The organism is Alcanivorax sp. IL3, from assembly GCF_047495465.1.
Lineage (GTDB): Bacteria > Pseudomonadota > Gammaproteobacteria > Pseudomonadales > Alcanivoracaceae > Alcanivorax > Alcanivorax jadensis.
This window is the reverse complement of the sequence record NZ_CP179931.1, coordinates 2,484,908-2,505,456: the sequence shown is the minus strand read 5'-3', so window position 1 is coordinate 2,505,456 and position 20,549 is coordinate 2,484,908. Positions and strand designations below refer to the sequence as shown.

Annotated in this window: 15 protein-coding genes; all 15 read left to right on the top strand. The window is 57.4% G+C overall.

The window, feature by feature from the left end:
- Positions 1–208: 208 nt before the first annotated feature.
- Positions 209–1,105 carry a cysteine synthase CysM gene (gene cysM, locus ACMG4M_RS11610; protein WP_414430048.1) on the top strand — a complete coding sequence of 299 codons (897 nt, stop codon included), beginning with the start codon at positions 209–211 and terminating at the stop codon, positions 1,103–1,105.
- A gap of 50 nt (positions 1,106–1,155) precedes the next feature.
- Positions 1,156–1,926 carry a 3'-5' exonuclease gene (locus ACMG4M_RS11605; protein WP_035246819.1) on the top strand — a complete coding sequence of 257 codons (771 nt, stop codon included), beginning with the start codon at positions 1,156–1,158 and terminating at the stop codon, positions 1,924–1,926.
- 111 nt (positions 1,927–2,037) lie between these two features.
- On the top strand, positions 2,038–3,378 hold the full coding sequence (gene rlmD / locus ACMG4M_RS11600) for a 23S rRNA (uracil(1939)-C(5))-methyltransferase RlmD (RefSeq protein ID WP_414430047.1): 1,341 nt from the start codon (positions 2,038–2,040) through the stop codon (positions 3,376–3,378).
- Positions 3,379–3,471: 93 nt separating this feature from the next.
- A complete protein-coding gene (gene relA, locus ACMG4M_RS11595) occupies positions 3,472–5,709 on the top strand; it encodes a GTP diphosphokinase (RefSeq protein WP_414430045.1) in 2,238 nt (745 codons plus the stop codon).
- A 152-nt stretch (positions 5,710–5,861) separates the two neighbouring features.
- The gene (gene mazG / locus ACMG4M_RS11590; protein WP_414430044.1) at positions 5,862–6,644 is read left to right on the top strand and encodes a nucleoside triphosphate pyrophosphohydrolase; all 783 of its coding nucleotides are present in this window, start codon (positions 5,862–5,864) and stop codon (positions 6,642–6,644) included.
- 280 nt (positions 6,645–6,924) lie between these two features.
- Positions 6,925–7,944, top strand: a complete 1,020-nt coding sequence (locus ACMG4M_RS11585) for a porin (protein WP_272997020.1) — start codon at positions 6,925–6,927, stop codon at positions 7,942–7,944.
- Between the two features lie 266 nt (positions 7,945–8,210).
- Positions 8,211–8,669: an REP-associated tyrosine transposase gene (locus ACMG4M_RS11580; RefSeq protein WP_414430043.1), complete on the top strand. Its 459-nt coding sequence runs from the start codon at positions 8,211–8,213 to the stop codon at positions 8,667–8,669.
- Between the two features lie 278 nt (positions 8,670–8,947).
- The gene (locus ACMG4M_RS11575) at positions 8,948–11,197 is read left to right on the top strand and encodes a molybdopterin-dependent oxidoreductase (RefSeq protein WP_414430042.1); all 2,250 of its coding nucleotides are present in this window, start codon (positions 8,948–8,950) and stop codon (positions 11,195–11,197) included.
- Positions 11,198–11,532: 335 nt separating this feature from the next.
- Entirely contained in the window at positions 11,533–12,057 is a 525-nt protein-coding gene (locus tag ACMG4M_RS11570) for a lipocalin family protein (protein WP_272997015.1), read from the top strand.
- A gap of 253 nt (positions 12,058–12,310) precedes the next feature.
- The gene (locus ACMG4M_RS11565) at positions 12,311–12,946 is read left to right on the top strand and encodes an SDR family oxidoreductase (protein ID WP_414430041.1); all 636 of its coding nucleotides are present in this window, start codon (positions 12,311–12,313) and stop codon (positions 12,944–12,946) included.
- Between the two features lie 518 nt (positions 12,947–13,464).
- Positions 13,465–14,985 carry a capsule assembly Wzi family protein gene (locus tag ACMG4M_RS11560; protein ID WP_414430040.1) on the top strand — a complete coding sequence of 507 codons (1,521 nt, stop codon included), beginning with the start codon at positions 13,465–13,467 and terminating at the stop codon, positions 14,983–14,985.
- A gap of 11 nt (positions 14,986–14,996) precedes the next feature.
- Complete coding sequence (locus ACMG4M_RS11555) at positions 14,997–16,136, top strand: polysaccharide export protein (protein WP_414430038.1); 1,140 nt, start codon at positions 14,997–14,999, stop codon at positions 16,134–16,136.
- 5 nt (positions 16,137–16,141) lie between these two features.
- A complete protein-coding gene (locus ACMG4M_RS11550) occupies positions 16,142–16,570 on the top strand; it encodes a low molecular weight protein-tyrosine-phosphatase (RefSeq protein ID WP_414430037.1) in 429 nt (142 codons plus the stop codon).
- A gap of 112 nt (positions 16,571–16,682) precedes the next feature.
- The gene (locus tag ACMG4M_RS11545; RefSeq protein WP_414430036.1) at positions 16,683–18,851 is read left to right on the top strand and encodes a polysaccharide biosynthesis tyrosine autokinase; all 2,169 of its coding nucleotides are present in this window, start codon (positions 16,683–16,685) and stop codon (positions 18,849–18,851) included.
- 150 nt (positions 18,852–19,001) lie between these two features.
- Positions 19,002–20,276, top strand: coding sequence for a Vi polysaccharide biosynthesis UDP-N-acetylglucosamine C-6 dehydrogenase TviB (gene tviB / locus ACMG4M_RS11540; protein WP_414430035.1), 1,275 nt, complete (start codon positions 19,002–19,004; stop codon positions 20,274–20,276).
- The last annotated feature ends 273 nt before the right edge of the window (positions 20,277–20,549 follow it).

Sequence of the window (20,549 nt, the reverse complement as noted above, 5' to 3'; positions counted from 1 at the left end):
GAAGCCTTGCTCGCAAGGCGAAGGGTTGCCAGCAGGCACGGCAGCAGATTGTGGCCTTCGCTTTGCGAGCAAGGTTATTCGCTTCGCCGCCCTGCCGGGCGTTACTCCGCTGCGCTACGTTCCAACGGGTGTTTCCCCGCCAATGTCCAGTATGCCGTTGGGTACATGAAGCGTGTTGCGTGTTGTCGCTTTAGGTACAATGCGCGCCATGAACCATAAAACCATCGAACAGACCGTGGGCAATACGCCCCTGGTTCGCCTGCAGCGGATGCCGGGCGACACCACCAATACCATTCTGGTGAAGCTGGAAGGCAACAATCCTGCAGGCTCGGTGAAAGATCGTCCGGCCCTGAACATGATCATGAAGGCCGAAGCGCGGGGCGAGATCAAACCCGGCGATACCCTCATCGAAGCCACCAGCGGTAACACCGGTATTGCCCTGGCCATGGCCGCCGCCATGCGTGGCTACCGCATGAAACTGATCATGCCCGCCAACCAGAGCCAGGAACGCCGTGACGCCATGGCAGCTTACGGCGCCGAGCTGATTTCCGTGAGCAAGGAAGAGGGCATGGAAGGCGCTCGTGATCTGGCCCAGGCCATGCAGGCCCGGGGCGAGGGCAGGGTGCTGGACCAGTTCGCCAACGCGGACAATCCCATGGCCCATTATGAAAGCACCGGCCCGGAGATCTGGCGTGATACCGACGGTGGCGTTACCCACTTTGTCAGCTCCATGGGCACCACCGGTACCATCATGGGCTGCAGCATGTACCTGAAAGAGCAGAATCCGGCGATCCAGATTGTCGGCCTGCAGCCCACTGAAGGCTCGTCCATCCCCGGCATCCGTCGCTGGCCGAAGGAATACCTGCCGTCCATCTACGATGACTCCCGGGTAGATCGGGTAATGGATATGGATCAGGCCCTGGCCGAACACACCATGCGCCGGCTGGCCAGGGAAGAGGGCATTAGCTGTGGCGTCTCGTCCGGCGGTGCCGTTGCCGGGGCCCTGCGCCTGAGTGAAGAGCTTGAAAACGCTGTCATCGTGGCCATCATCTGTGACCGCGGCGACCGTTACCTGTCCACGGGGGTGTTCCAGCAAGAAGCCTGACGCTGGATGCCCGCTACCTGAAGCGGGCCCTTGCCATTTTGGAGAGCTGAATGAACGTACTGGTATTCGATATCGAGACCATCCCCGACCTGGACGGTGGACGACGCATCTATGACCTGGACGGTCTGAACGACAAGGACACAGCCAGTGCCCTGTTGAACCTGCGCCGCCAGGAAAATGGCACCGAATTCCTGCGCCTGCATCTGCACCGTATCGTCGCCATTTCCGTGGTGTTGCGCTCCACCCAGGGCGTCAAAGTCTGGTCCCTGGGAGACGAAGACAGCACCGAGAAGGAGCTGATTGAGCGCTTCTACGACGGCATCGACCGCTTCACGCCGAACCTGGTGAGCTGGAACGGGGGCGGGTTTGATCTGCCGGTGCTGCACTACCGGGCGCTCAAGCATGGCGTGCAGGCCCGTCGTTACTGGGAAACCGGTAATGAAGACTCCAGCTTCAAATGGAACAACTACCTCAGCCGTTACCACCAGCGCCACCTGGACCTGATGGATCAGCTGGCCCTGTTCAACGCCCGGGCCAACGCCCCGTTGGACCAGATCGCCACCCTGCTGGGCTTTCCCGGCAAGATGGGCATGAGCGGCGGCAAGGTATTCGATGCCTTCCAGGAAGGTAACCTCAAGGGCATTCGCGACTACTGTGAAACCGACGTGCTCAACACCTGGCTGGTCTACCTGCGCTTCCAGCTGATGCGCGGCGAACTGGACCCCACCGGCTACGAGCAGGAACTGACCCTGCTGAAGGATTACCTGAAAGCCGAAGGCCACCCGCACTTCCTCGGCTTCCTGGAAGCCTGGCAGGGTTAACCAGCCCTCCCAAGAATTCGTTGGAGCCTTGCTTGCAAGGCGAAGGGCCCGGTATACCCCTTCGCCTTGCAAGCAAGGTTCCAACAGCATAATCGATGACAAGAGATCTTCATGGCCCGAAAACGCAAGCAGCTACCGGAAACCCCGGAACCCGCCAGCATTGAATCACTCAGCCACGACGGCCGCGGCATTGCCCGCCGTGATGGCAAGACCACCTTTATCGACAACGCCCTGCCCGGCGAAGAGGTGATGTTCAAGTTCACCTACATGCGCAGCAAATTCGACGAGGGTAAGGCAGTAGAAATTGTTCAGGCCTCGCCGGATCGGGTCGAGCCCCCGTGCCAGCACAGCACCCTGTGCGGTGGTTGCAGTCTGCAGCACATGAACCCGGATGTGCAGCTAGCCCGCAAGGAAGCCGTCCTGCGCGAGCAGCTGCAGCACTTCGGTGGGCTGGAACCGAAAGAGTGGCTGGCACCGCTCACCGGCCCGGTCACCGGCTACCGCAGCAAGGCCCGCATGGGCGTCAAATACGTGGAAGCCAAAGGCGAAACCCTGGTGGGCTTCCGGGAAAAGCGCAACAGCTTCATCGCCCAGCTGCAGCAGTGCGAAGTGCTGATTCCATCCGTGGGCCATCGCCTCTCTGACCTGCGTACCCTGATGCATGGCCTCAAGAGCCGCAGCCGGATTCCGCAGATCGAACTGGCCGCCGGCGACGACGAGGTGGCGTTGATCATCCGCCACCTAGACCCGCTGCCTGATGAAGATCAACAGGCGTTTCTGGATTTCTGCCAGCCTCTGGGTTGGCATCTGTACCTGCAGCCTGGCAACGAAAGTACCGTCCACCGTATCTGGCCGGCGCTGACAGGGGCAGATAACGAGGCGCGGCTCCACTATCGCCACCCCTCCGCCGATGTGGAACTGGCCTTCCACCCCACAGATTTCACCCAGGTGAACGCAGAGATCAACCGCAAGATGGTGCCGTTGGCATTGGACTTGCTGGACATCTCCCCGGAAGACACCGTGCTGGACCTGTTCTGTGGCCTGGGTAACTTCACCATCCCGGCGGCCAAGCGGGCCAGCAAGGTGGTGGGCGTGGAAGTCAGCAGGGCCATGGTCGAGCGTGGCTACGAGAATGCCCGCCGCAATGACCTGGAAAACCTGGAATTCCACGCCTGGGATCTGAGTCAGGATGTGGCCGGGCAAAGCTGGGCCAACCGCAAGTATGATCGTATCCTGATTGACCCACCGCGCACCGGGGCGCTGGAAATGATGAAACTGATGCCCCGCTTTGGTGCGAAACGGATCGTCTATGTATCCTGCAATCCGGCCACATTGGCGCGCGATGCCGGGGAACTCACCGCACTGGGGTACCGTCTGAAAGCGGCGGGTGTGATCGATATGTTTCCTCACACCACCCACGTGGAATCCATTGCGGTGTTTGAGAAGAAATAAAATGCGCTGGACGCCAGACGGCGGACGCCATACGCGGAGATGCCTTCTGCGTTTAGCGTCTCGCGGCAGGTGTCCGGCGCTTCGGAGAGGATCATGGTAACAGTACGCCGCCCCACAGAAGGCGCTACCGGTCACTGGCGTGACTGGCTGGCGCAGCTGGATACCCAGGCCCCGGTACGCAACGGCGAGGCACTGGAGCAGGCCTGTGAGCGGGCGGAGCAGTGTCAGATGGCGGGGGAAGCCGCCGGTCGCCACTGGCCCTACGGCAAGGGCTGCCTGGATATCGGCCTGGAAATGGCCGAAGTGCTGGTGGACCTGGGCGCTGATACGGACGTACTACCTGCTGCCATCCTCTACCGCTCCGTGCGCGAAGGGCAGATGTCTCTGCCGGAAGTGGAAAAGGAATTCGGCCCGGACGTGGCTCGCCTGATCGAAGGCGTGCTGCGCATGGCCGCCATCAGCACCAACCTGAACCCCACCCGCAAGGCGGTGCTCGGCCAGCAGGATGGCCAGCTCGACAACATGCGCAAGATGCTGGTGGCCATGGTCGACGACGTGCGCGTGGCCCTGGTAAAGCTGGCCGAGCGCACCGTGATCATCCGTGCCGTCAAGGAATCCGAGCCCGAGCGCCAGCGCAAGGTGGCCCAGGAAATCTTCGATATCTACGCGCCCCTGGCCCATCGTCTGGGGGTCGGGCAGCTCAAGTGGGAGCTGGAGGATCTGTCCTTCCGCTATCTGCAGCCCGGCGCCTACAAGAAGATCGCCAAGTTGCTGGACGAAAAGCGCCTGGCCCGGGAACAGTACATCGATAATGTGCTGGAGCAGCTGCGTGGCTACCTGGAGAAAAACGGCATCCACGGCGCCGAGGTCCATGGCCGGGCCAAGCATATCTACAGCATCTGGCGGAAGATGCAGAAAAAGCACCTGGAATTCGGCGAAGTCTATGACGTGCGCGCCGTGCGGGTGCTGGTACCGGAACTGCGTGACTGCTACGGCGCCCTGGGCATCGTCCATTCCCTGTGGCAGCACGTGCCCAAGGAATTCGACGACTACATCGCCAGCCCCAAGGCCAACGGGTACCAGAGCCTGCACACCGCCGTGGTGGGCCCGGAACGCAAGATGCTGGAAGTCCAGATCCGTACCTTCACCATGCATGAAGAGGCGGAGCTGGGGGTGTGCGCTCACTGGCGCTACAAGGAAGGCGCCAAGAAGGGCAAGAGCGGCGTCAGCGACTACGAGCAGCGTATTGCCTGGTTGCGCCAAGTACTCGAATGGCACGAAGAACTGGGCGAAGACAGCCCGGACACCATGGTGGACGAGCTGCGCCACGGCCTGGTCAGCGACCGGGTCTATGTGTTCACCCCCGAGGGCCACGTGGTGGACCTGGAAGCTGGTGCCACTCCGGTGGACTTCGCCTATCACATCCACACCGAAGTGGGGCACCGCTGCCGGGGTGCCAAGATCAATGGCCACATCGTGCCGCTCAACTACACCCTCAACACCGGCGAGCAGGTCACCATCCTCACCGCCAAGGAGGGCGGCCCCAGCCGCGACTGGCTGACCCCGTCGCTGGGCTACGTGGCCACGTCCTCGGCGCGGGCGCGCATTCACCAGTGGTTCAAGCGCCAGGATCGCGACGTACACATCATTCAGGGCAAGGCCATTCTCGAGAGAGAGATGTCTCGCCTGGCACTGGACAAGGTGGACCTGGATGCCCTGGCCCCGCATCTGAACCTGAAAACCGGCGACGACGTGCTGGCGGCCCTGGGCGCCGGCGACCTGCGCCCCGGGCATGTGGTCAATCAGGTGCAGTCCCTGCAGCCGGATGACAGCCAGCGGGAACTGGATCTGGTGTTGTCCAAGCCCAAAGCCTCGAAAACCGGCGATGTGACCATCCAGGGCGTGGGCAATCTGCTCACCCACATGGCCGGCTGCTGCCAGCCGGTCCCCGGCGACCCGGTTATGGGCTTTATCACCCATGGGCGCGGCGTCACCGTACACCGGGCCGACTGTGAAAAGCTGCTGGCCATGCAGGGCGATGACCCCAACCGGGTTATCGAAGTCACCTGGGGCGAAGCTGACCGCATTACCTACCCGGTGGATGTCTTCCTTCGTGCCTGGGATCGCCAGGGCCTGCTCAAGGATGTGATCGCGGTACTGGCCAACGAAAAGGTCAACGTCACTGCTGTCCACACCCAGTCCCACCAGGACGACAACACCGCCACCATGCTCCTCACCCTGGAAATCGCCACCCTCGGCAACCTGGGCAAGGTGCTGGCCAAGATGGACCAGCTCAAGGGTGTGCTTGAGGTGCGGCGGTACAAGAAATGATAGTTGACAGTGGGCAGTTGAAAATTGACAGCTAAAACCAGCGGCCATGGGATGGGGTTTCGAGGTTTAGCTGTCAACTGTCCACTATCAACTGTCAACTTAATCCCCCAACGTTGATCACAAGTAGGGCCGCTACCAAATCAGGGGAAGGCATGCCAAACCACTCCATAGATCTATTGCTGTCCATCATGGCCCAACTGCGCGATCCGGACAGCGGCTGTCCCTGGGATGTGAAGCAGGACTTCGACTCCATTGCGCCCTATACCATCGAAGAAGCTTTCGAGGTGGCCGAGGCTATTGCCCAGCGGGATTATCCGGAGTTGAAGGAAGAGTTGGGAGATCTGTTGTTGCAGGTGGTGTTCCATTCCCAAATCGCCCGGGAGCAGGGACTGTTCGATTTCAACGACGTGGTTCAGGTGCTGTGCGACAAGATGGTGCGCCGTCATCCCCATGTGTTCGGCGAGTCGGATGCCGCCGACGAGCAGGCCGTGAAGGTCAACTGGGAGGCGATCAAGCAACAGGAGCGGGCCGCCAAGGGCAGGGCCCATGACAGCGCCCTGGATGGCGTCCCCGCTGGTCTGCCGGCCCTGCAACGGGCCAGCAAAGTGCAGAAGAAAGCCGCCAAGGTCGGCTTCGACTGGCCGGAAACACCACCGGTGCGCCGCCAAGTAGACCACGAAATGGCAGAACTGGATGAAGCCCTGGCCAGTGGCGACCGTGCTGACATTGAGGATGAATTCGGCGATGTGCTGTTCACCCTGGTGAACCTGTCCCGCCACCTGAAGCTGGACCCGGAACAGGCCCTGCGCAAGGCCACCGCCAAATTCGAACGCCGCTTCCGGCAAATGGAGGAGGACCAGCCCGAACCGCTGAATACCCTGGACGACGACGCCCTCGAAGCCGCCTGGCAGAAAGCGAAATCAGTGGACAGTTGACAGCGTCGCGAAATGACGGGTCAGCTTTTGAAACGCAAGAGGCCGCGTCCTAGTGATGGGCGCGGCCTCTTGCGTTTCAGATAAACACTCAGGGTTCACGCGTAGCTGTCAACTGAAGAAAGTTCCCCCTGAAACAAAAACTTCACATTTGAGCAACTTTTCCGTCACTCTAACTCCCCATACTGCGCCACCAAGCAGTAAACGATACCTCTTAACCAAGAGGTCTCATTCACGCTGTTGCTTTGCATACAAAATATTGCCTGATTGAAGGAGTGTTGGAATGAAAAAGAATTTGCTTGCGATCGCTGTGGGGGCTGCCGTTGCATTTCCGGGCCTGGCTCTGGCTGACGGTCCGACTGTCTACGGTAAAGTAAACATTTCCCTGGAAAACGCTGAGTTTGATGATGGCGTAAACCCCAGTGAAGACGCTTGGGAACTGAACAGCAACGCTTCCCGCCTGGGTGTTAAAGGTGATTTCGACCTGGACGTAGCTGGCCTGAAAGCCATCTACCAGGCTGAGTTCGAGATCAGCGTGGATGATGGCGACAAGGGCGGTCAGACCTTCTCCCAGCGCAACATCTTCGGTGGTCTGCAAGGTGGCTTCGGTACACTGAAGGCCGGTAAATTCGATACCCCGACCAAAAAAGCCCAGGGCAAAATCGACCAGTTCAACGATATCGGCGGTGATATCAAGAACGTACTGTCTGGCGAAAACCGGGTTTCCAACATCATCCAGTACAGCACTCCTGCGTTGGCTGACCTCGTAACCCTGAACGCTGCGTTCATTCCTGCAGAAAACAACGATCTGGACGGCGACGGCGATCCGGAAACCGGCCTGGCTGACACCATCTCCGTGTCTCTGGTTGCTGAAAAAGACATGTTTTACGGTGCCATTTCTCAAGATATGGACATGTCCGACGAGCTGATCACCGATGAAACCGGTAACAGCCCGACCATCGACATCACTCGTGTTGCGGTAGGCCTGAAGCCGGGTAACTTTGAACTGGGCGCTTTGTTCCAGGTGGCTGAAGAGGTTGAATCTGTCGCGGGTATGGACAAGGGTGAAGAAACGTCCTACGTCCTGAGCGGTGCGTTCAAGATTGACCGTGTGAAGCTGAAAGCCCAGTACGGCATGACCGAAGGTGACGTGTCCAAAGAAGAAGCTACCCAAGTGAGCCTGGGCGCAGACTACAAACTGGCCAAAGCCAGCAAAGTCTATGTCTACGGTACCCAGCTCGACTTCGACCTGGCTGACGAAGAAGAAACCATCTTCGGCCTGGGCATGGAACACAAGTTCTAAATAACAATAAGGCTGGCGGGAGCTTGCTCCCCCAGCCAAGCTTTTCCTCGACGCAAGTGACAGCTGCCCGCCTTATGGCGGGCTTTTTTTGTCTAAGGCCCAGGCGTTTTTTTGTAGGAGCTATGCTTGCATGGCGAACCACCCCAATCCGGTTCAGCACACGATACCGGCGATTTATTCCACGAATCTTTCAGATATCCCCAGGCCGTAAAGCCTGATTCCTACAGAAAAATAAGATATTACCGATACCGCTTTCCCGCTACGCCATGAAAACTGGCGGCATGACGACAATCTTTCAGGGTGAAAATCTGCGCAAAGGTCGGTGCAGCCAAATCGGACAAACCTATCTAGTCACCTGTGTGGCTGCAGCCAGATCACCCTTTTTCCAGAATCATCAAATAGCCCGTCATCTTTGCAGGGCTATTCAATATTCTGATCAGATAGCGGCCAGCCATACCTGGTGTTACGTGGTTATGCCGGACCACATGCATTGGCTGTTCTCCCTACAGAATACCTATGCGCTGTCGCAAACTGTCAGAATGATCAAAAGCCGCACCTCAAGGCTTACCGGTATGTCACTCTGGCAGAGAGGTTTTCATGATCATGCACTGCGCGCAGACAAGGACCTCTTGCCCACTGCGAGATACATTATCGCCAACCCGCTCCGGGCGGGGTTGGTGAAGCGGGTAGGGGATTACCCCTATTGGGATGCGGCCTGGCTTTAAGAAATCAGCGGGCTCTTAATGGTCCGAGATGGAGGCGGTTCGCCATGCAAGCATAGCTCCTACGGGGAGAGCTGGGTCAGCAGGATCGGTTGTAGGAGCTATGCTTGCATGGCGAACCGCCTCTTACGCTTCTGACATGTGCATAGGGCGGCAACCAAAAAGGCCGGTTGAGCCACTCCTCAATGGCACGACCCTTTTTTCCCGACAAGTCATGGCATCCTCCCTGCAGCTCTGCTATCAAGAACATTCCAAGCCATAGCGCCAGGACGAGGTCACGGATGAAACAGACGCATTACCACACCTGCAATCTCTGCGAAGCCATGTGCGGTATCGAGATCGAGCACCGCGGTGACGAGATTCTGGCCATCCGTGGCGACAAGGACGACCCGTTCAGCAAAGGCCATATCTGCCCCAAGGCCGTGGCCCTGCAGGACCTGCACCACGACCCGGACCGCCTGCGCCACCCGGTGAAGCGTACCGCTGACGGCTGGGTGCCGATCAGCTGGGACGAAGCCTTGGACGAGACCGCCCGGCGCCTGCATAACATTCAGGAAGTCCACGGCAAAGACTCGGTCGCCCTCTATTTCGGCAACCCTACTGCCCACAACCACGGGGCGCTCTTTACCCTGTTGCCCTTCGTCAAAGCCCTGCGCAGCCGTCAGCGCTACAGCGCCACGTCTGCAGATCAGCTTCCCCATATGCTGGCTGCCTGGCAGCTGTTCGGCCACCAGGCCCTGTTTCCCATCCCGGATGTGGACCGCACCGACTACTTCCTGATCATCGGCGGCAATCCGCTCGCGTCCAACGGCTCCATCATGACCGTGCCGGATGTGAAAGGGCGCCTGAAAGCCATCCAGAAACGCGGCGGCAAGGTGGTGGTCATCGACCCGCGCCGTACCGAAACCGCCAAGATGGCCGACGAGCATCACTTCGTGCGCCCCGGCACTGACGTTTACCTGTTGCTGGCCATCGCCCAGGTATTGTTCGAAGAGCTACTGGTGGCGCCGGGCCGGCTGGACGATATCCTCGATGGCAAGAAGGACATGGCCCGCCTGGTCGCCAACTGGAAACCGGAGAAAGTGGCCGATACCGTGGGCCTGCCCGCCGATGCCATCCGCAAGCTGGCCCGCGACATCGCCGCAGCCCCGCGCGCTGCCATCTACTCCCGCGTGGGTGTCACCACCAGCGCCCACAGCACCCTCAGCGCCTGGCTGGTGTATGTGATCAACATCCTCACCGGCAACCTGGACCGGGAAGGCGGCGTCATGTTCACCAAGCCCGCCTTCGATATCGTGGCCCTCGGCGCCCTCAGCGGCGACACCGGCAGCTTCGACCGCTACCGCAGCCGGGTGCACGGCTACCCGGAATTCGGCGGCGAATTCCCGGTGACCACCCTGGCCGACGAAATGCTCACCCCGGGCAAGGGCCAGGTGAAAGCTTTTGTCTCCCATGCCGGCAACCCGGTGTTGTCCTGCCCGGATGGCCAGAAGTTGGACCAGGCCCTGAACAACCTGGATTTCATGGTCAGCATCGATTTCTACATCAACGAAACCACCCGCCACGCGGACATCATCCTGCCGCCCACCGGGCAACTGGAGCACGCCCAGTTCGATCCCATCTTCCAGGCGGTGGCCGTGCGCAACGTGGTGAAATTCACCCCGGCCCTGGTCGCCAAGCCTGAAGGCGCGCTACACGATTGGGAGATTCTCAACGGCCTGACCACCCGGCTGAATCGCCTGCGCGCCCGGGACCGCAAAACCCGCCTGCAAATTACCGCCACCGACCGTTTTGTCCGCAAACTGGGTGACCGCGGGCTAGTGGATCTGGGTCTGCGTCTGGGGCCCTACGGCACCGGCGGCAAGGTGCTGGACGACCTGCGCCGCAACGGATTGCACTCGCTGCCCAAAGTGGCCTGGAAGGTCCTCAGAGGGGAACGTAAGGGGCTGACCCTGAAAAAGCTGTTGGCAGAACCCCATGGCATAGACCTGGGCCCGCTGGAACCCATGCTCCCCGAGCGCCTGTTCACCCGGGATCAGCGCATCAACCTGGTGCCGGCCCTCTATTTCCGCGCCCTGCAAGGGCTGCCGGCGCCCAAACCGGTGGCGCCAGAGCAGATGCTGATGATTGGCCGTCGCCACATCCGCAGCAACAACTCCTGGATGCACAACAGCCAGCGGCTGGTAAAAGGGAAGGGCCGCTGTAACGCCATGATTCACCCGGACGATGCCAAACGGCTGGCCGTGGCAGAGGGTGATGATGTGGTCGTCAGCACCCCGTCCGGCACCATCACCCTGCCAGCCTGGCTTTGCGACGACATTATGCCCGGCGTCATCAGCGTCCCCCACGGCTGGGGCCATGATCGCGAAGGCGTGCAACTGGGTGTCGCCCGCAAGGTGGCAGGGCAGAGCGTCAACGACATCATCGGCAGCAGCCGGGTGGAAGCTGTCACCGCCATGGCCCAGCTCAACGGCATTCCGGTAACCGTGGAACCCGCAAAAGGTGCCAAAAGCCGGAAGAAGGCGGGGTAGTTAAAACGTTTCGCCATGGAAGCATAGTTCCCCCTGGCCGTTGGAGCTTTGCTTGCAAAGCGAAGGGGTTTGGTTTTGGCATGGTGCCAGCTTCTTGCCCTTCGCCTTGCGAGCAAAGCTCCAGCGGCCAGGGTCCGCTAGACCGGTCATCGGTTGGAACAAGCGAAGCGCAGTAACGCCTGAAAGGCGGCCCGAAGGGTGAGCGTAGCGAATAGCGTTGCTCGCAAAGCGAATGACCCCAGCCCCCGGCTCACCCCGTTAAGCAGCCCCCTCAAAAACGCATTCACCTCGCCTTGTCCCACCTTGCGGCAATCTACGCGTAAAGGAGAATCCCAATGCGCCGCATCCTCATCATTGTGAGTCTGATCATGCTGCAAGCCTGCCAAACCCACCCGCAAGACCCCATCCAGATCGCAGACAATCTGAACCTGGATCGTTTCATGGGCGACTGGTATGTGATCGCCAACATCCCAACCTTGCCTGAAAAGGGCGCCTACAATGCCATGGAGAACTACAAACGCATCGGGCCCAACAAGATCGCCACCACTTTCACCTTCCGTAAAGGTGGTTTCGACGGGGAGTTCAAGCGCATGACCCCCACCGGTTTTGTCAGCGATGTGGACCCGGCCATCTGGGGCATGCGTTTCATCTGGCCCTTCAAGGCAGACTTCCGGGTGCTCTATGTGGACGAGGACTACCAGACCACCATCATCGGTCGGGAAAAACGGGACTATCTCTGGATCATGGCCCGCCAGCCGCATCTCAGCGAAGCGACCTACAGCAAACTCAAGAACATCGCCCGCGACCGGGGCTACAACCTGGACGACCTGCAAGAGGTACCCCAGCAGTGGGATGAATAACCTGCCGAGGTGATTTGCCCCCTTCGCCTTTCAGGCCAGGCTCCAACGCCAGTACTGACCCCTCCCTCACCCGTTGGAGCTTTGCTCGCAAAGCGAATTGGCGGGTAACGGAGCCCAAAGCTTGCCCTTCGGGCTGGCTTTCAGGCTTTACTGGGAACCGCTTGTTCCAACGGCTCCGTTATCCTCTCCCCCTTGAAATTCAGTGCTTCCCCTCCATCACTGAACTACCAGTCATGACAAGGAAGGAGCCCCCATGAAAGTCCTGATCGCCGGCGCCAATGGCAAAATCGGTCGCCGCCTGATTCCCCACCTGGTAGCCGACAATATTCAGGTGCGCGCTATGGTCCGTGACCTGAGCCAGAAGGCCGACCTGGAGATACTGGGCGCCCATGAAGTGGTGAAAGCAGACCTGGAAGGGGATTGCAGCCAGGCCCTGGAAGGCCAGGATGCGGTCATCTTCACCGCCGGTTCGGGCCCCCACACTGGTCCTGAAAAAACCATCGACGTGGACCAGAACGGCGCCATCAGCCTGATCGACCAGGCCAAAGCGCAAGGAGTAGGGCGCTTTATCATGGTCAGCTCCATGCGTGCCGACGACCCGGAGTCCGGCCCGGAAAAAATGCGCCATTACTTCGCGGCCAAGGGCAAGGCTGACGACCACCTGCGCGCCAGTGGGCTCGATTACACTATCGTCCGCCCCGGCCGGCTTACCGAAGAGCCGCCCCTGGAAAAAGTGAAAGTTGCTGAGAAGTTGAAGGATTTTGGTGATATATCTCGGGAAGATGTCGCTAAAGTTCTCTCGGAAACCGCCCGCCGTGCGTTGCGCAACAAAGAATTTGACGTCATTTCCGGTCCAACCCCAACCCGCGACGCCCTTGATGGGCTCTAAGCTAAAATTCCATCGGCCCCAATCGTAGGAGCTATGCTCGCATGGCGAACTGTTTCTAACCCTTTCGCCATGCAAGCATAGCTCCTACGGTTCCATATCCCGCCCCTGCCTAACGACCAAGCCCCCGTTGGAGCAAGCTAAGCGCAGTAACGCCTGAAAGGCGGCGCGGTGGTTAAGAGCAGCGAATAACGTTGCTCACAAAGCGAATGTCCTGCGGTACGGGGGCATAGTTCTTCGCCTTTGTCAGTAAAGCTCCAACGGTTTGGTAAACCTGCCGAGTCGTTTGCCACAACCCCCCCCTGTTTTGTCAGACAATGCTCCTGCCCCAGATCAGACACTAAGCTACTATTTGCCGCCTGGGATTAGCTGCCAGACTCGAATTTCTTGAGCTAGCGTAGTAATCCCTTAGCATTACGGTAAACAAACTGTAAAATGCGGCCTTTTGTCATATAGCTGACAAGACTAAGCACGCATAATGCGCCACTTGTTGTACACCACCAGAAGGATAGGACGTCCTAGTGCGGTTATCTCCCTCCCTTACTCGATGGATCGGAGCCCTGTGTATCGGCTTCAGCGCATCCTCCCAGGCGGCTGCTCCTTGGGTGCAGGCTGGTGATCTGACGGCGCGCCATCATATTGAAGCCCTGCAAAGCCAGGGGTGCCTCAAGGGCGTCACCCTGACCTGGCCAATCAGCTGGGCCGCGCTCATGAAAGGCTATCGCCTGGCCTTGGCGGGACAAACCCCCGACCAGGTCAGCGCTTGCAAAAACCAGCACTCCGCCTATCTGCAGCAAGCCCTGGAGCAGACCCGCCAGGCTTCTAGCGGCGCGCAATTGACCATTGGCGGCGCAACTCAAGAGCCGCTCTACACCAGTTTCTCCTCCCAGGTAGAAGATGAAGCTACCAGCCAGATCGCCCTCTACAGCATGGGCGAGCACTGGGCGGCAAACCTGGCGGTGGGCTACGTGGATGGCGAGCGTGATGACACCCATCTGCGTTTCGACGACACCTACTTGGCCGGTATCGTCGGCAACTGGCAGCTTGGCGTCGGCGCCATCGACCGCTGGTGGGGCCCGGGCTGGCAGAGCTCCCTGGCCCTGTCCAACAACGCCCGCCCGGTTCCCGGGTTATGGGTTTCACGGCAGGTGCCCTTGGCACCGGAAAGCCCTTGGCTAAGCTGGATCGGGCCTTGGGACCTGCAGGTCATTGCCGGACAACTGGAAAATGACCGCGTTGTGCCGGAAGCTCGCTTGCTCGGCGCTCGTTTCGTCTTCAGCCCGATGGATTCCCTGCAGATTGGTCTGACCCGGCTTGCCCAGTGGGGGGGGGAAGGGCGTCCGCAAGATCTGGATGCTTTAACAAATGCGGTGATTGGCCGTGATAATGGCCAGACGTCAGGCCTTAAGAAAGGCGAGGATCCCAGCAATCAGATTGCCGGTTTTGACTTCCGGCTTTCTCTCACCCCTGGTGATGTGCCTACCGGATTTTATGGTCAGTTCATGGGTGAAGATGAAGCAGGGGGGTTGCCCTCCAAATTTTCCTCACTGGCAGGGCTGGATATGGTTACCGCCTTTGGGAATGGCTCCCAGCGTTTTTTCCTGGAAGCTACGGAAACGGTGGCGGGTAGCTGGCTCAGTGAGCGTCGGTTCAATACTGCACTGGAGCATAGCACTTACCGATCCGGCTTCCGTCACTACGGACGCACGATGACCTCCACCTGGGAGGGCGATGCCCGTGTCGCGACATTAGGCCTACAACAGTTTTTCCGCAACGGTGTCACCGTTGCGCTGAATGTGTCCCGCGCGACGCTGAATCAGAGCGGCATGATACGTGCAGTGGTAGCCGAGGATGGCGCTGCAACCTTGCAGTCTATCCAGGAGCAGGATATCTCTCTCGCTGAAATGCGCCTTCAACACCCTTTTGTAGGTGGAGAGCTGGATTGGCTGTTTTCGGCCTCTGACAAGGCACTTGTAACCACCCTTGAGAAGCAGGATAAATGGACTGTTGGTCTTAAATGGACAAGAAAATTCGAGTGGTAATTGGATAAACTATGAAGGCAAAAATGATTTCTTTGGGCCAACATTTAGCCCTTTTCACTGTTGTCCTATTAGCCGGATGTACCGTAGTACCCGGCTCATATCACTCGCCGACCCCTGGCTGGTTTATTGACGAAACAGAAACGCCTCAAGGAAAGCCGCTACCGGATGTAGTAAAGGTACATGCTATTGGAACGGCTATTCTGGATCAAAAAGCGGTACCTCCCCAGGAAAAACCGGTTCCACAGGAGCTGAACCTTTCCGATAAAGAATACGATTACACCGTGGGGCCGGGGGATGTGTTGCAGATCATCGTCTGGGATCACCCGGAACTGACAATACCCGCAGGGGCCGAACGCAGTTCTGCAGAATCCGGTAACTGGGTTCATAACGACGGGACTATTTTTTACCCCTATGTAGGAATTATAAAGGTTGCAGGCCTAAAGGTTACTGAAATCAGGGATATGGTCACTGACCGCCTTTCCAAGTATATCGAAGACCCGCAAGTGGACGTGTCGGTTGCCGCCTTCAGGCATAAAAAAATATACATCACCGGAGAGGTTGAAGAGCCAGGCCTTTATCCCGTTACCAACGTTCCAACCCGGCTCATTGATGCCATGGGTGAAGCCGGCGGGCTGACCTCTCAAGCCGACTGGAGCAGTGTTGTGCTTACTCGGGGTGGCAAGGACTATCGTCTCTCCCTCAGAGATATCTACCAATTTGGCAATACCGCCCAGAATGTCTTACTGCAGCCTAACGACGTGATCAATGTAAACCCGGTTACGGACGCCAAAGTGTTTGTACTGGGTGAGGTAGGACAAGCTTCCAGCCTGCAAATGGGGCGAAATGGCTTGACCCTTGCCGAAGCACTGGCCGAAAACGGTGGTTTAAACCAGCAGGAGTCCAATGCCTCAGGAGTCTTTGTCTTCCGCAAGGCTCTCCCAGAGTTGGATCATGGCATTGATGTTTACCAGCTAAATGCGAAAGATGCAGCGGCATTGGTGTTGGCAGACAGCTTTGAGCTCCAGGAGCGGGACATTGTCTATGTTACCGCCGCGCCACTCGTTAAATGGAACAGGGTACTTCGCTTGCTGCTACCTTCCATGACGACCTTGCTTCTCGGCGTCAGAGCCGAGGAATCATTGAGCGAATAATGCCCATGTTCGAACGTGTACTTGTGGTTTGCGACGGCAATATCTGTCGCAGCCCCACCGTAGAGGCAATGCTGAAGCGGGAAAAGCCAGGCTTGAAAGTCTCTTCCGCCGGTTTGTTAGGGCTGGAAGGGCATGACATGGAGCCCACCGCCAGAAAAGTGGCACAGCAACATGGGTTGCAATGTGAGCTGCACACGGCAAGAAAGCTGACCGGTGAACTATGTCGCGATAACGATCTTATCCTTGTCATGGAAAGCCACCAGAAAGATCGGTTGAGTCAGCGTTATCCTGAAGCAAGCGGAAAAGTGTTTCTGCTTACTCAGTGGAATGGGAAACATGACATTCCCGATCCTTACAGGCGTGGGCACGAGGCATTTGAAAGAATCTATCCAATGATGGAAGTGGCCACACGAGCCTGGTCTGAAAAACTCTAGGCTAATACAAAGAGCACCAGATCAGGTGTGCAACATCAAACGGCGATAACAAGACGAGCAACGTTCAATGTCAAACAGTTCTAGAACCACGCAGCACTCACCGACCACCGCCATGGTCGATGATTTCGATTTCCACTACCTGTTTGGTCTACTACTGGACAACAAATGGCTGATTGCCAGTGCCGCCGCTTTGGCCTTCACCCTGGGTCTTGCCTATGGCATGTTTGCCACGCCAATTTACAAGGGTGACACACTCCTGCAAATCGAGAAAAAAAGTAGTGGTGTGCCGGGGCTTTCGGAGCTCAATCAGGCGTTTGAGCAAGAGTCATCTGCTGCTGCGGAAATCGAAATTCTTCGTTCACGCCTGGTTCTGGCAGACGTCATCAAGCAGCTTGGTATGGATATTCTGGTTGCGCCTGATCGCATGCCCTATATAGGAAAGCTCACTGCCCCGCCCTCAAGCCCCGCGCACATTTCCAAGCCTCTTTTCGCCGGCTACCGTGACAGCAAGACCTTGGTCAACATTAACGATTTTACTGTGCCAGAGGCACTACGTGGTCGTGCCTTTACATTAAAAGCGCTGAATGGGAATCCGGCACTCTACCTTGCAGAAGATCTTGTCGCTGCTGGGCCGGCAAATCGTCCATTAGAGAGTGAGAACGGCGAAATCCGTCTGGTCTTGAAAGAGTGGGATTACGGTAATGAGCCTCTGAAGTTGATAAAGCTTACCGAGGTAGTGGCGATAAACCGCCTCAGAAATTCCATGAGTATCCGTGAAATCGGCAAAACCGGTATGCTTAGCTTGGTGATGACGGGGCCGGATAAAGCGCGCATCAAGGCAACTCTGGATGCCATAAGCGAAGCCTATCTTCTGCAGAATGTAGAGAGAAAATCCGCTGAAGCAGAAAATAGCCTGGAGTTCCTTGATAAGCAGTTACCACAGATCAAAGCAAAACTTACTGAGGCTGAAGAGAAACTCAACGCTTACCGTCTTGAAAGCGAGTCTGTTGATCTGAACATGGAAACCCAGTCCGTGCTTCAGCAGAGTGTAGACATTGAGTCTAAAATCAACGAACTGAAAGGGAAGGAAGGCGAAATAGCTACCCGGTTTACCCGTGAGCATCCTGCCTATCAAAGCCTGATACGTCAGAAAGGATCTTTAATCAAGCAGAAGAAGGAACTGGAAGAACAGATTAAGGAATTGCCAGAGACGCAACAGGAGATTCTGCGTCTGATGCGTGATGTGGAAGTCACCCAGCAGATCTATGTCGGTCTCCTTAACAAGGTACAGGAACTACGCATTCTTAAAGCTGGCACGGTTGGAAGTGTGCGCATCATCGATAAAGCCCTGGTGCAACCATCCCCCATTAAACCCAAAAAGAAAGTGATAGCCTTGGTTGCAGCCTTTCTGGGTGCTTTTGGCGCAGCGGCTATCGTACTGCTCCGTTCAATGCTGAATAAGGGGATTGAAACTCCCGACAAGCTCGAAGAGCAGGGCGTCGCTGTCTATGCAACAGTACCACTGTCTGGAAAACAGCTAAAGGTGAACAAGGTAAATCGTGTTCGGCAGCGCCGTGACAAGAAAAACCTTGGGCAGGTGCCAATACCTTTGCTCGCCACTGATGACCCAACCGACCTGGCCATCGAGGCTCTTCGTAGCCTGCGAACCAGTCTTCACTTCGCCATGATGGATGCCGAAAACAAGGTTGTGATGATTACAGGGCCTAGTCCTGGCGTGGGTAAATCCTTTATCTCAGCCAATCTGGGGGCGGTGCTGGCTCAAACGGGTCAACGTGTTCTGGTTATTGATGCAGACATGCGCAAGGGGCACTTGCATCGATATTTTCAGCGTGACAGCCAGCCAGGTTTGTCAGCGTATTTATCTGGCCAGAACACAAAAGAGGAAATCATACAGTCATCTGGCAACGATAATCTTGACTTTGTCGCTCGTGGGAAAACACCACCGAATCCTTCTGAATTGCTTATGCATCAACGTTTAAAAACACTGATCGAATCCCTCAGTGGCGAATATGATCTGATCCTCGTGGATACGCCGCCTATTCTGGCTGTGACTGACGCTGCGATTGTCGGCCAGCTAGCTGGGACCAGTTTGCTGGTTACCCGTTTCGGCATGAACTCCGTGAAGGAAGTAGACACTGCCCTGACACGTTTCGCACAAAACAATGTTGATATAAAAGGGGCGATCCTCAACTGCATGGAGCGTCGCGCAACAAATGAATATGGCTATTACGCTTACGAATACGGTAAGAACGGGGATTAATCATCCATTCCGTTACTCCGTAGGAGTTATGGTTCGATCACGAAGATGAAAATCTCCGAGGGTGTCAGCAATGCGGCCGCTGATTCTACGGAAATAAAACAGTGAATAGGCTGCTTTTGTAACGCGATATCAGTTGGGTAGAGAGACCAAATGGAACTGGGAAATATAAAGTTGGCTGTCATTGGCCTGGGCTATGTAGGTCTTCCGTTGGCCGTGGAATTCGGCAAACACCGTTCTGTCGTTGGGTTCGACATCAATCAGTCTCGCATTGATGCCCTTAACAATGGCCATGACTCTACTCTGGAAGTAGACGATGCTGAATTGGCCAGCGCACAGCAATTAACCTTCAGTGCAGGCACTGAAAGCCTGGACGATTGTAATGTCTATATCGTCACCGTGCCGACGCCCATAGATGAACACAAGCGCCCGGACCTGACTCCGCTGATCAAGGCTTCCGAAACCATCGGGAAAACCCTTAAACAGGGCGATATCGTCATTTACGAATCCACCGTGTATCCAGGTGCCACCGAAGAAGATTGCGTACCGGTTCTGGAAGCTGTGTCCGGCCTCACTTTCAACGAGGACTTCTTCGCGGGTTACAGCCCGGAGCGCATTAACCCGGGTGACAAGGAGCACCGAGTCACCACCATCACCAAGGTTACCGCTGGCTCAACCCCGGAAATTGCCGAGCTGATTGATCAGCTCTATGGTTCCATTATCACCGCCGGCACCCACAAAGCCTCCTGCATCCGTGTAGCCGAGGCTGCCAAGGTGATCGAAAATACTCAGCGAGATCTGAATATTGCCCTGATCAACGAACTGTCCATGATCTTCAGCCGCATGGGCATCGACACCGAAGAAGTCTTGCAAGCTGCCGGCACCAAATGGAACTTCCTGCCATTCCGCCCTGGCCTGGTGGGTGGGCACTGCATCGGCGTAGACCCCTATTACCTTACCCACAAGGCCCAGGCCATCGGCTATCACCCGGAAATCATCCTCTCCGGTCGCCGCATCAACGATGCCATGGGCCGCCACGTGGCCAGCGAGCTGGTCAAGGCCATGCTCAACCGCTGCATCCAGGTGAATGGGGCCCGCGTGCTGGTCATGGGCCTCACCTTCAAGGAAAACTGCCCGGACCTGCGTAACACCCGTGTGGTGGATGTGGTGACAGAACTGCAGGAATACAACATTAAAGTGGATGTCCACGACCCCTGGATCAACCCGGCAGAATCAGAACACGAATACGGCATCACCCCGGTAGCTAAACCAGAGCAGGGGGCCTACGACGCCATCCTCCTGGCCGTCGGGCACAACCAGTTCAAAGCCATGGGCGCACAGGATATCCGCGGCTACGGTAAACCCGAACACATCCTCTACGACCTGAAATACACCCTCCCCAAGGAAGAGGTGGACCTCAGGCTGTAGGAGCTTGCCTGCAAGCGATTGGCGAATGGTCAAAGAAATGAATCGCCTGCAGGTCCTACGGCGTAAGAAAAAAAACCGTAGGAGCGTCGCTTGAGACGCGAACCGCCGCAGGCGGGGCCCGAAGGGCCATGTCCTCACCCGCAGAAGCGGGCAGACCAAACCCTTCGTCCCTCAAGCGGAACTCCTACAAATGGAAAATCAAGGCAAGGGCGAAGCCCAGCTTTTGATTTTCCTGAAAGCTCATGGCTCACAGCTCACAGCTTAATTACGAAC

Excerpts from the sequence above, each read along its gene's own strand:
- cysM (WP_414430048.1), top strand. The coding sequence starts at position 209 with ATGAACCATAAAACCATCGAACAGACCGTGGGCAATACGCCCCTGGTT.
- ACMG4M_RS11605 (WP_035246819.1), top strand. The coding sequence starts at position 1,156 with ATGAACGTACTGGTATTCGATATCGAGACCATCCCCGACCTGGACGGT.
- rlmD (WP_414430047.1), top strand. The coding sequence starts at position 2,038 with ATGGCCCGAAAACGCAAGCAGCTACCGGAAACCCCGGAACCCGCCAGC.
- relA (WP_414430045.1), top strand. The coding sequence starts at position 3,472 with ATGGTAACAGTACGCCGCCCCACAGAAGGCGCTACCGGTCACTGGCGT.
- mazG (WP_414430044.1), top strand. The coding sequence starts at position 5,862 with ATGCCAAACCACTCCATAGATCTATTGCTGTCCATCATGGCCCAACTG.
- ACMG4M_RS11585 (WP_272997020.1), top strand. The coding sequence starts at position 6,925 with ATGAAAAAGAATTTGCTTGCGATCGCTGTGGGGGCTGCCGTTGCATTT.
- ACMG4M_RS11580 (WP_414430043.1), top strand. The coding sequence starts at position 8,211 with ATGAAAACTGGCGGCATGACGACAATCTTTCAGGGTGAAAATCTGCGC.
- ACMG4M_RS11575 (WP_414430042.1), top strand. The coding sequence starts at position 8,948 with ATGAAACAGACGCATTACCACACCTGCAATCTCTGCGAAGCCATGTGC.
- ACMG4M_RS11570 (WP_272997015.1), top strand. The coding sequence starts at position 11,533 with ATGCGCCGCATCCTCATCATTGTGAGTCTGATCATGCTGCAAGCCTGC.
- ACMG4M_RS11565 (WP_414430041.1), top strand. The coding sequence starts at position 12,311 with ATGAAAGTCCTGATCGCCGGCGCCAATGGCAAAATCGGTCGCCGCCTG.
- ACMG4M_RS11555 (WP_414430038.1), top strand. The coding sequence starts at position 14,997 with ATGAAGGCAAAAATGATTTCTTTGGGCCAACATTTAGCCCTTTTCACT.
- ACMG4M_RS11550 (WP_414430037.1), top strand. The coding sequence starts at position 16,142 with ATGTTCGAACGTGTACTTGTGGTTTGCGACGGCAATATCTGTCGCAGC.
- ACMG4M_RS11545 (WP_414430036.1), top strand. The coding sequence starts at position 16,683 with ATGGTCGATGATTTCGATTTCCACTACCTGTTTGGTCTACTACTGGAC.
- tviB (WP_414430035.1), top strand. The coding sequence starts at position 19,002 with ATGGAACTGGGAAATATAAAGTTGGCTGTCATTGGCCTGGGCTATGTA.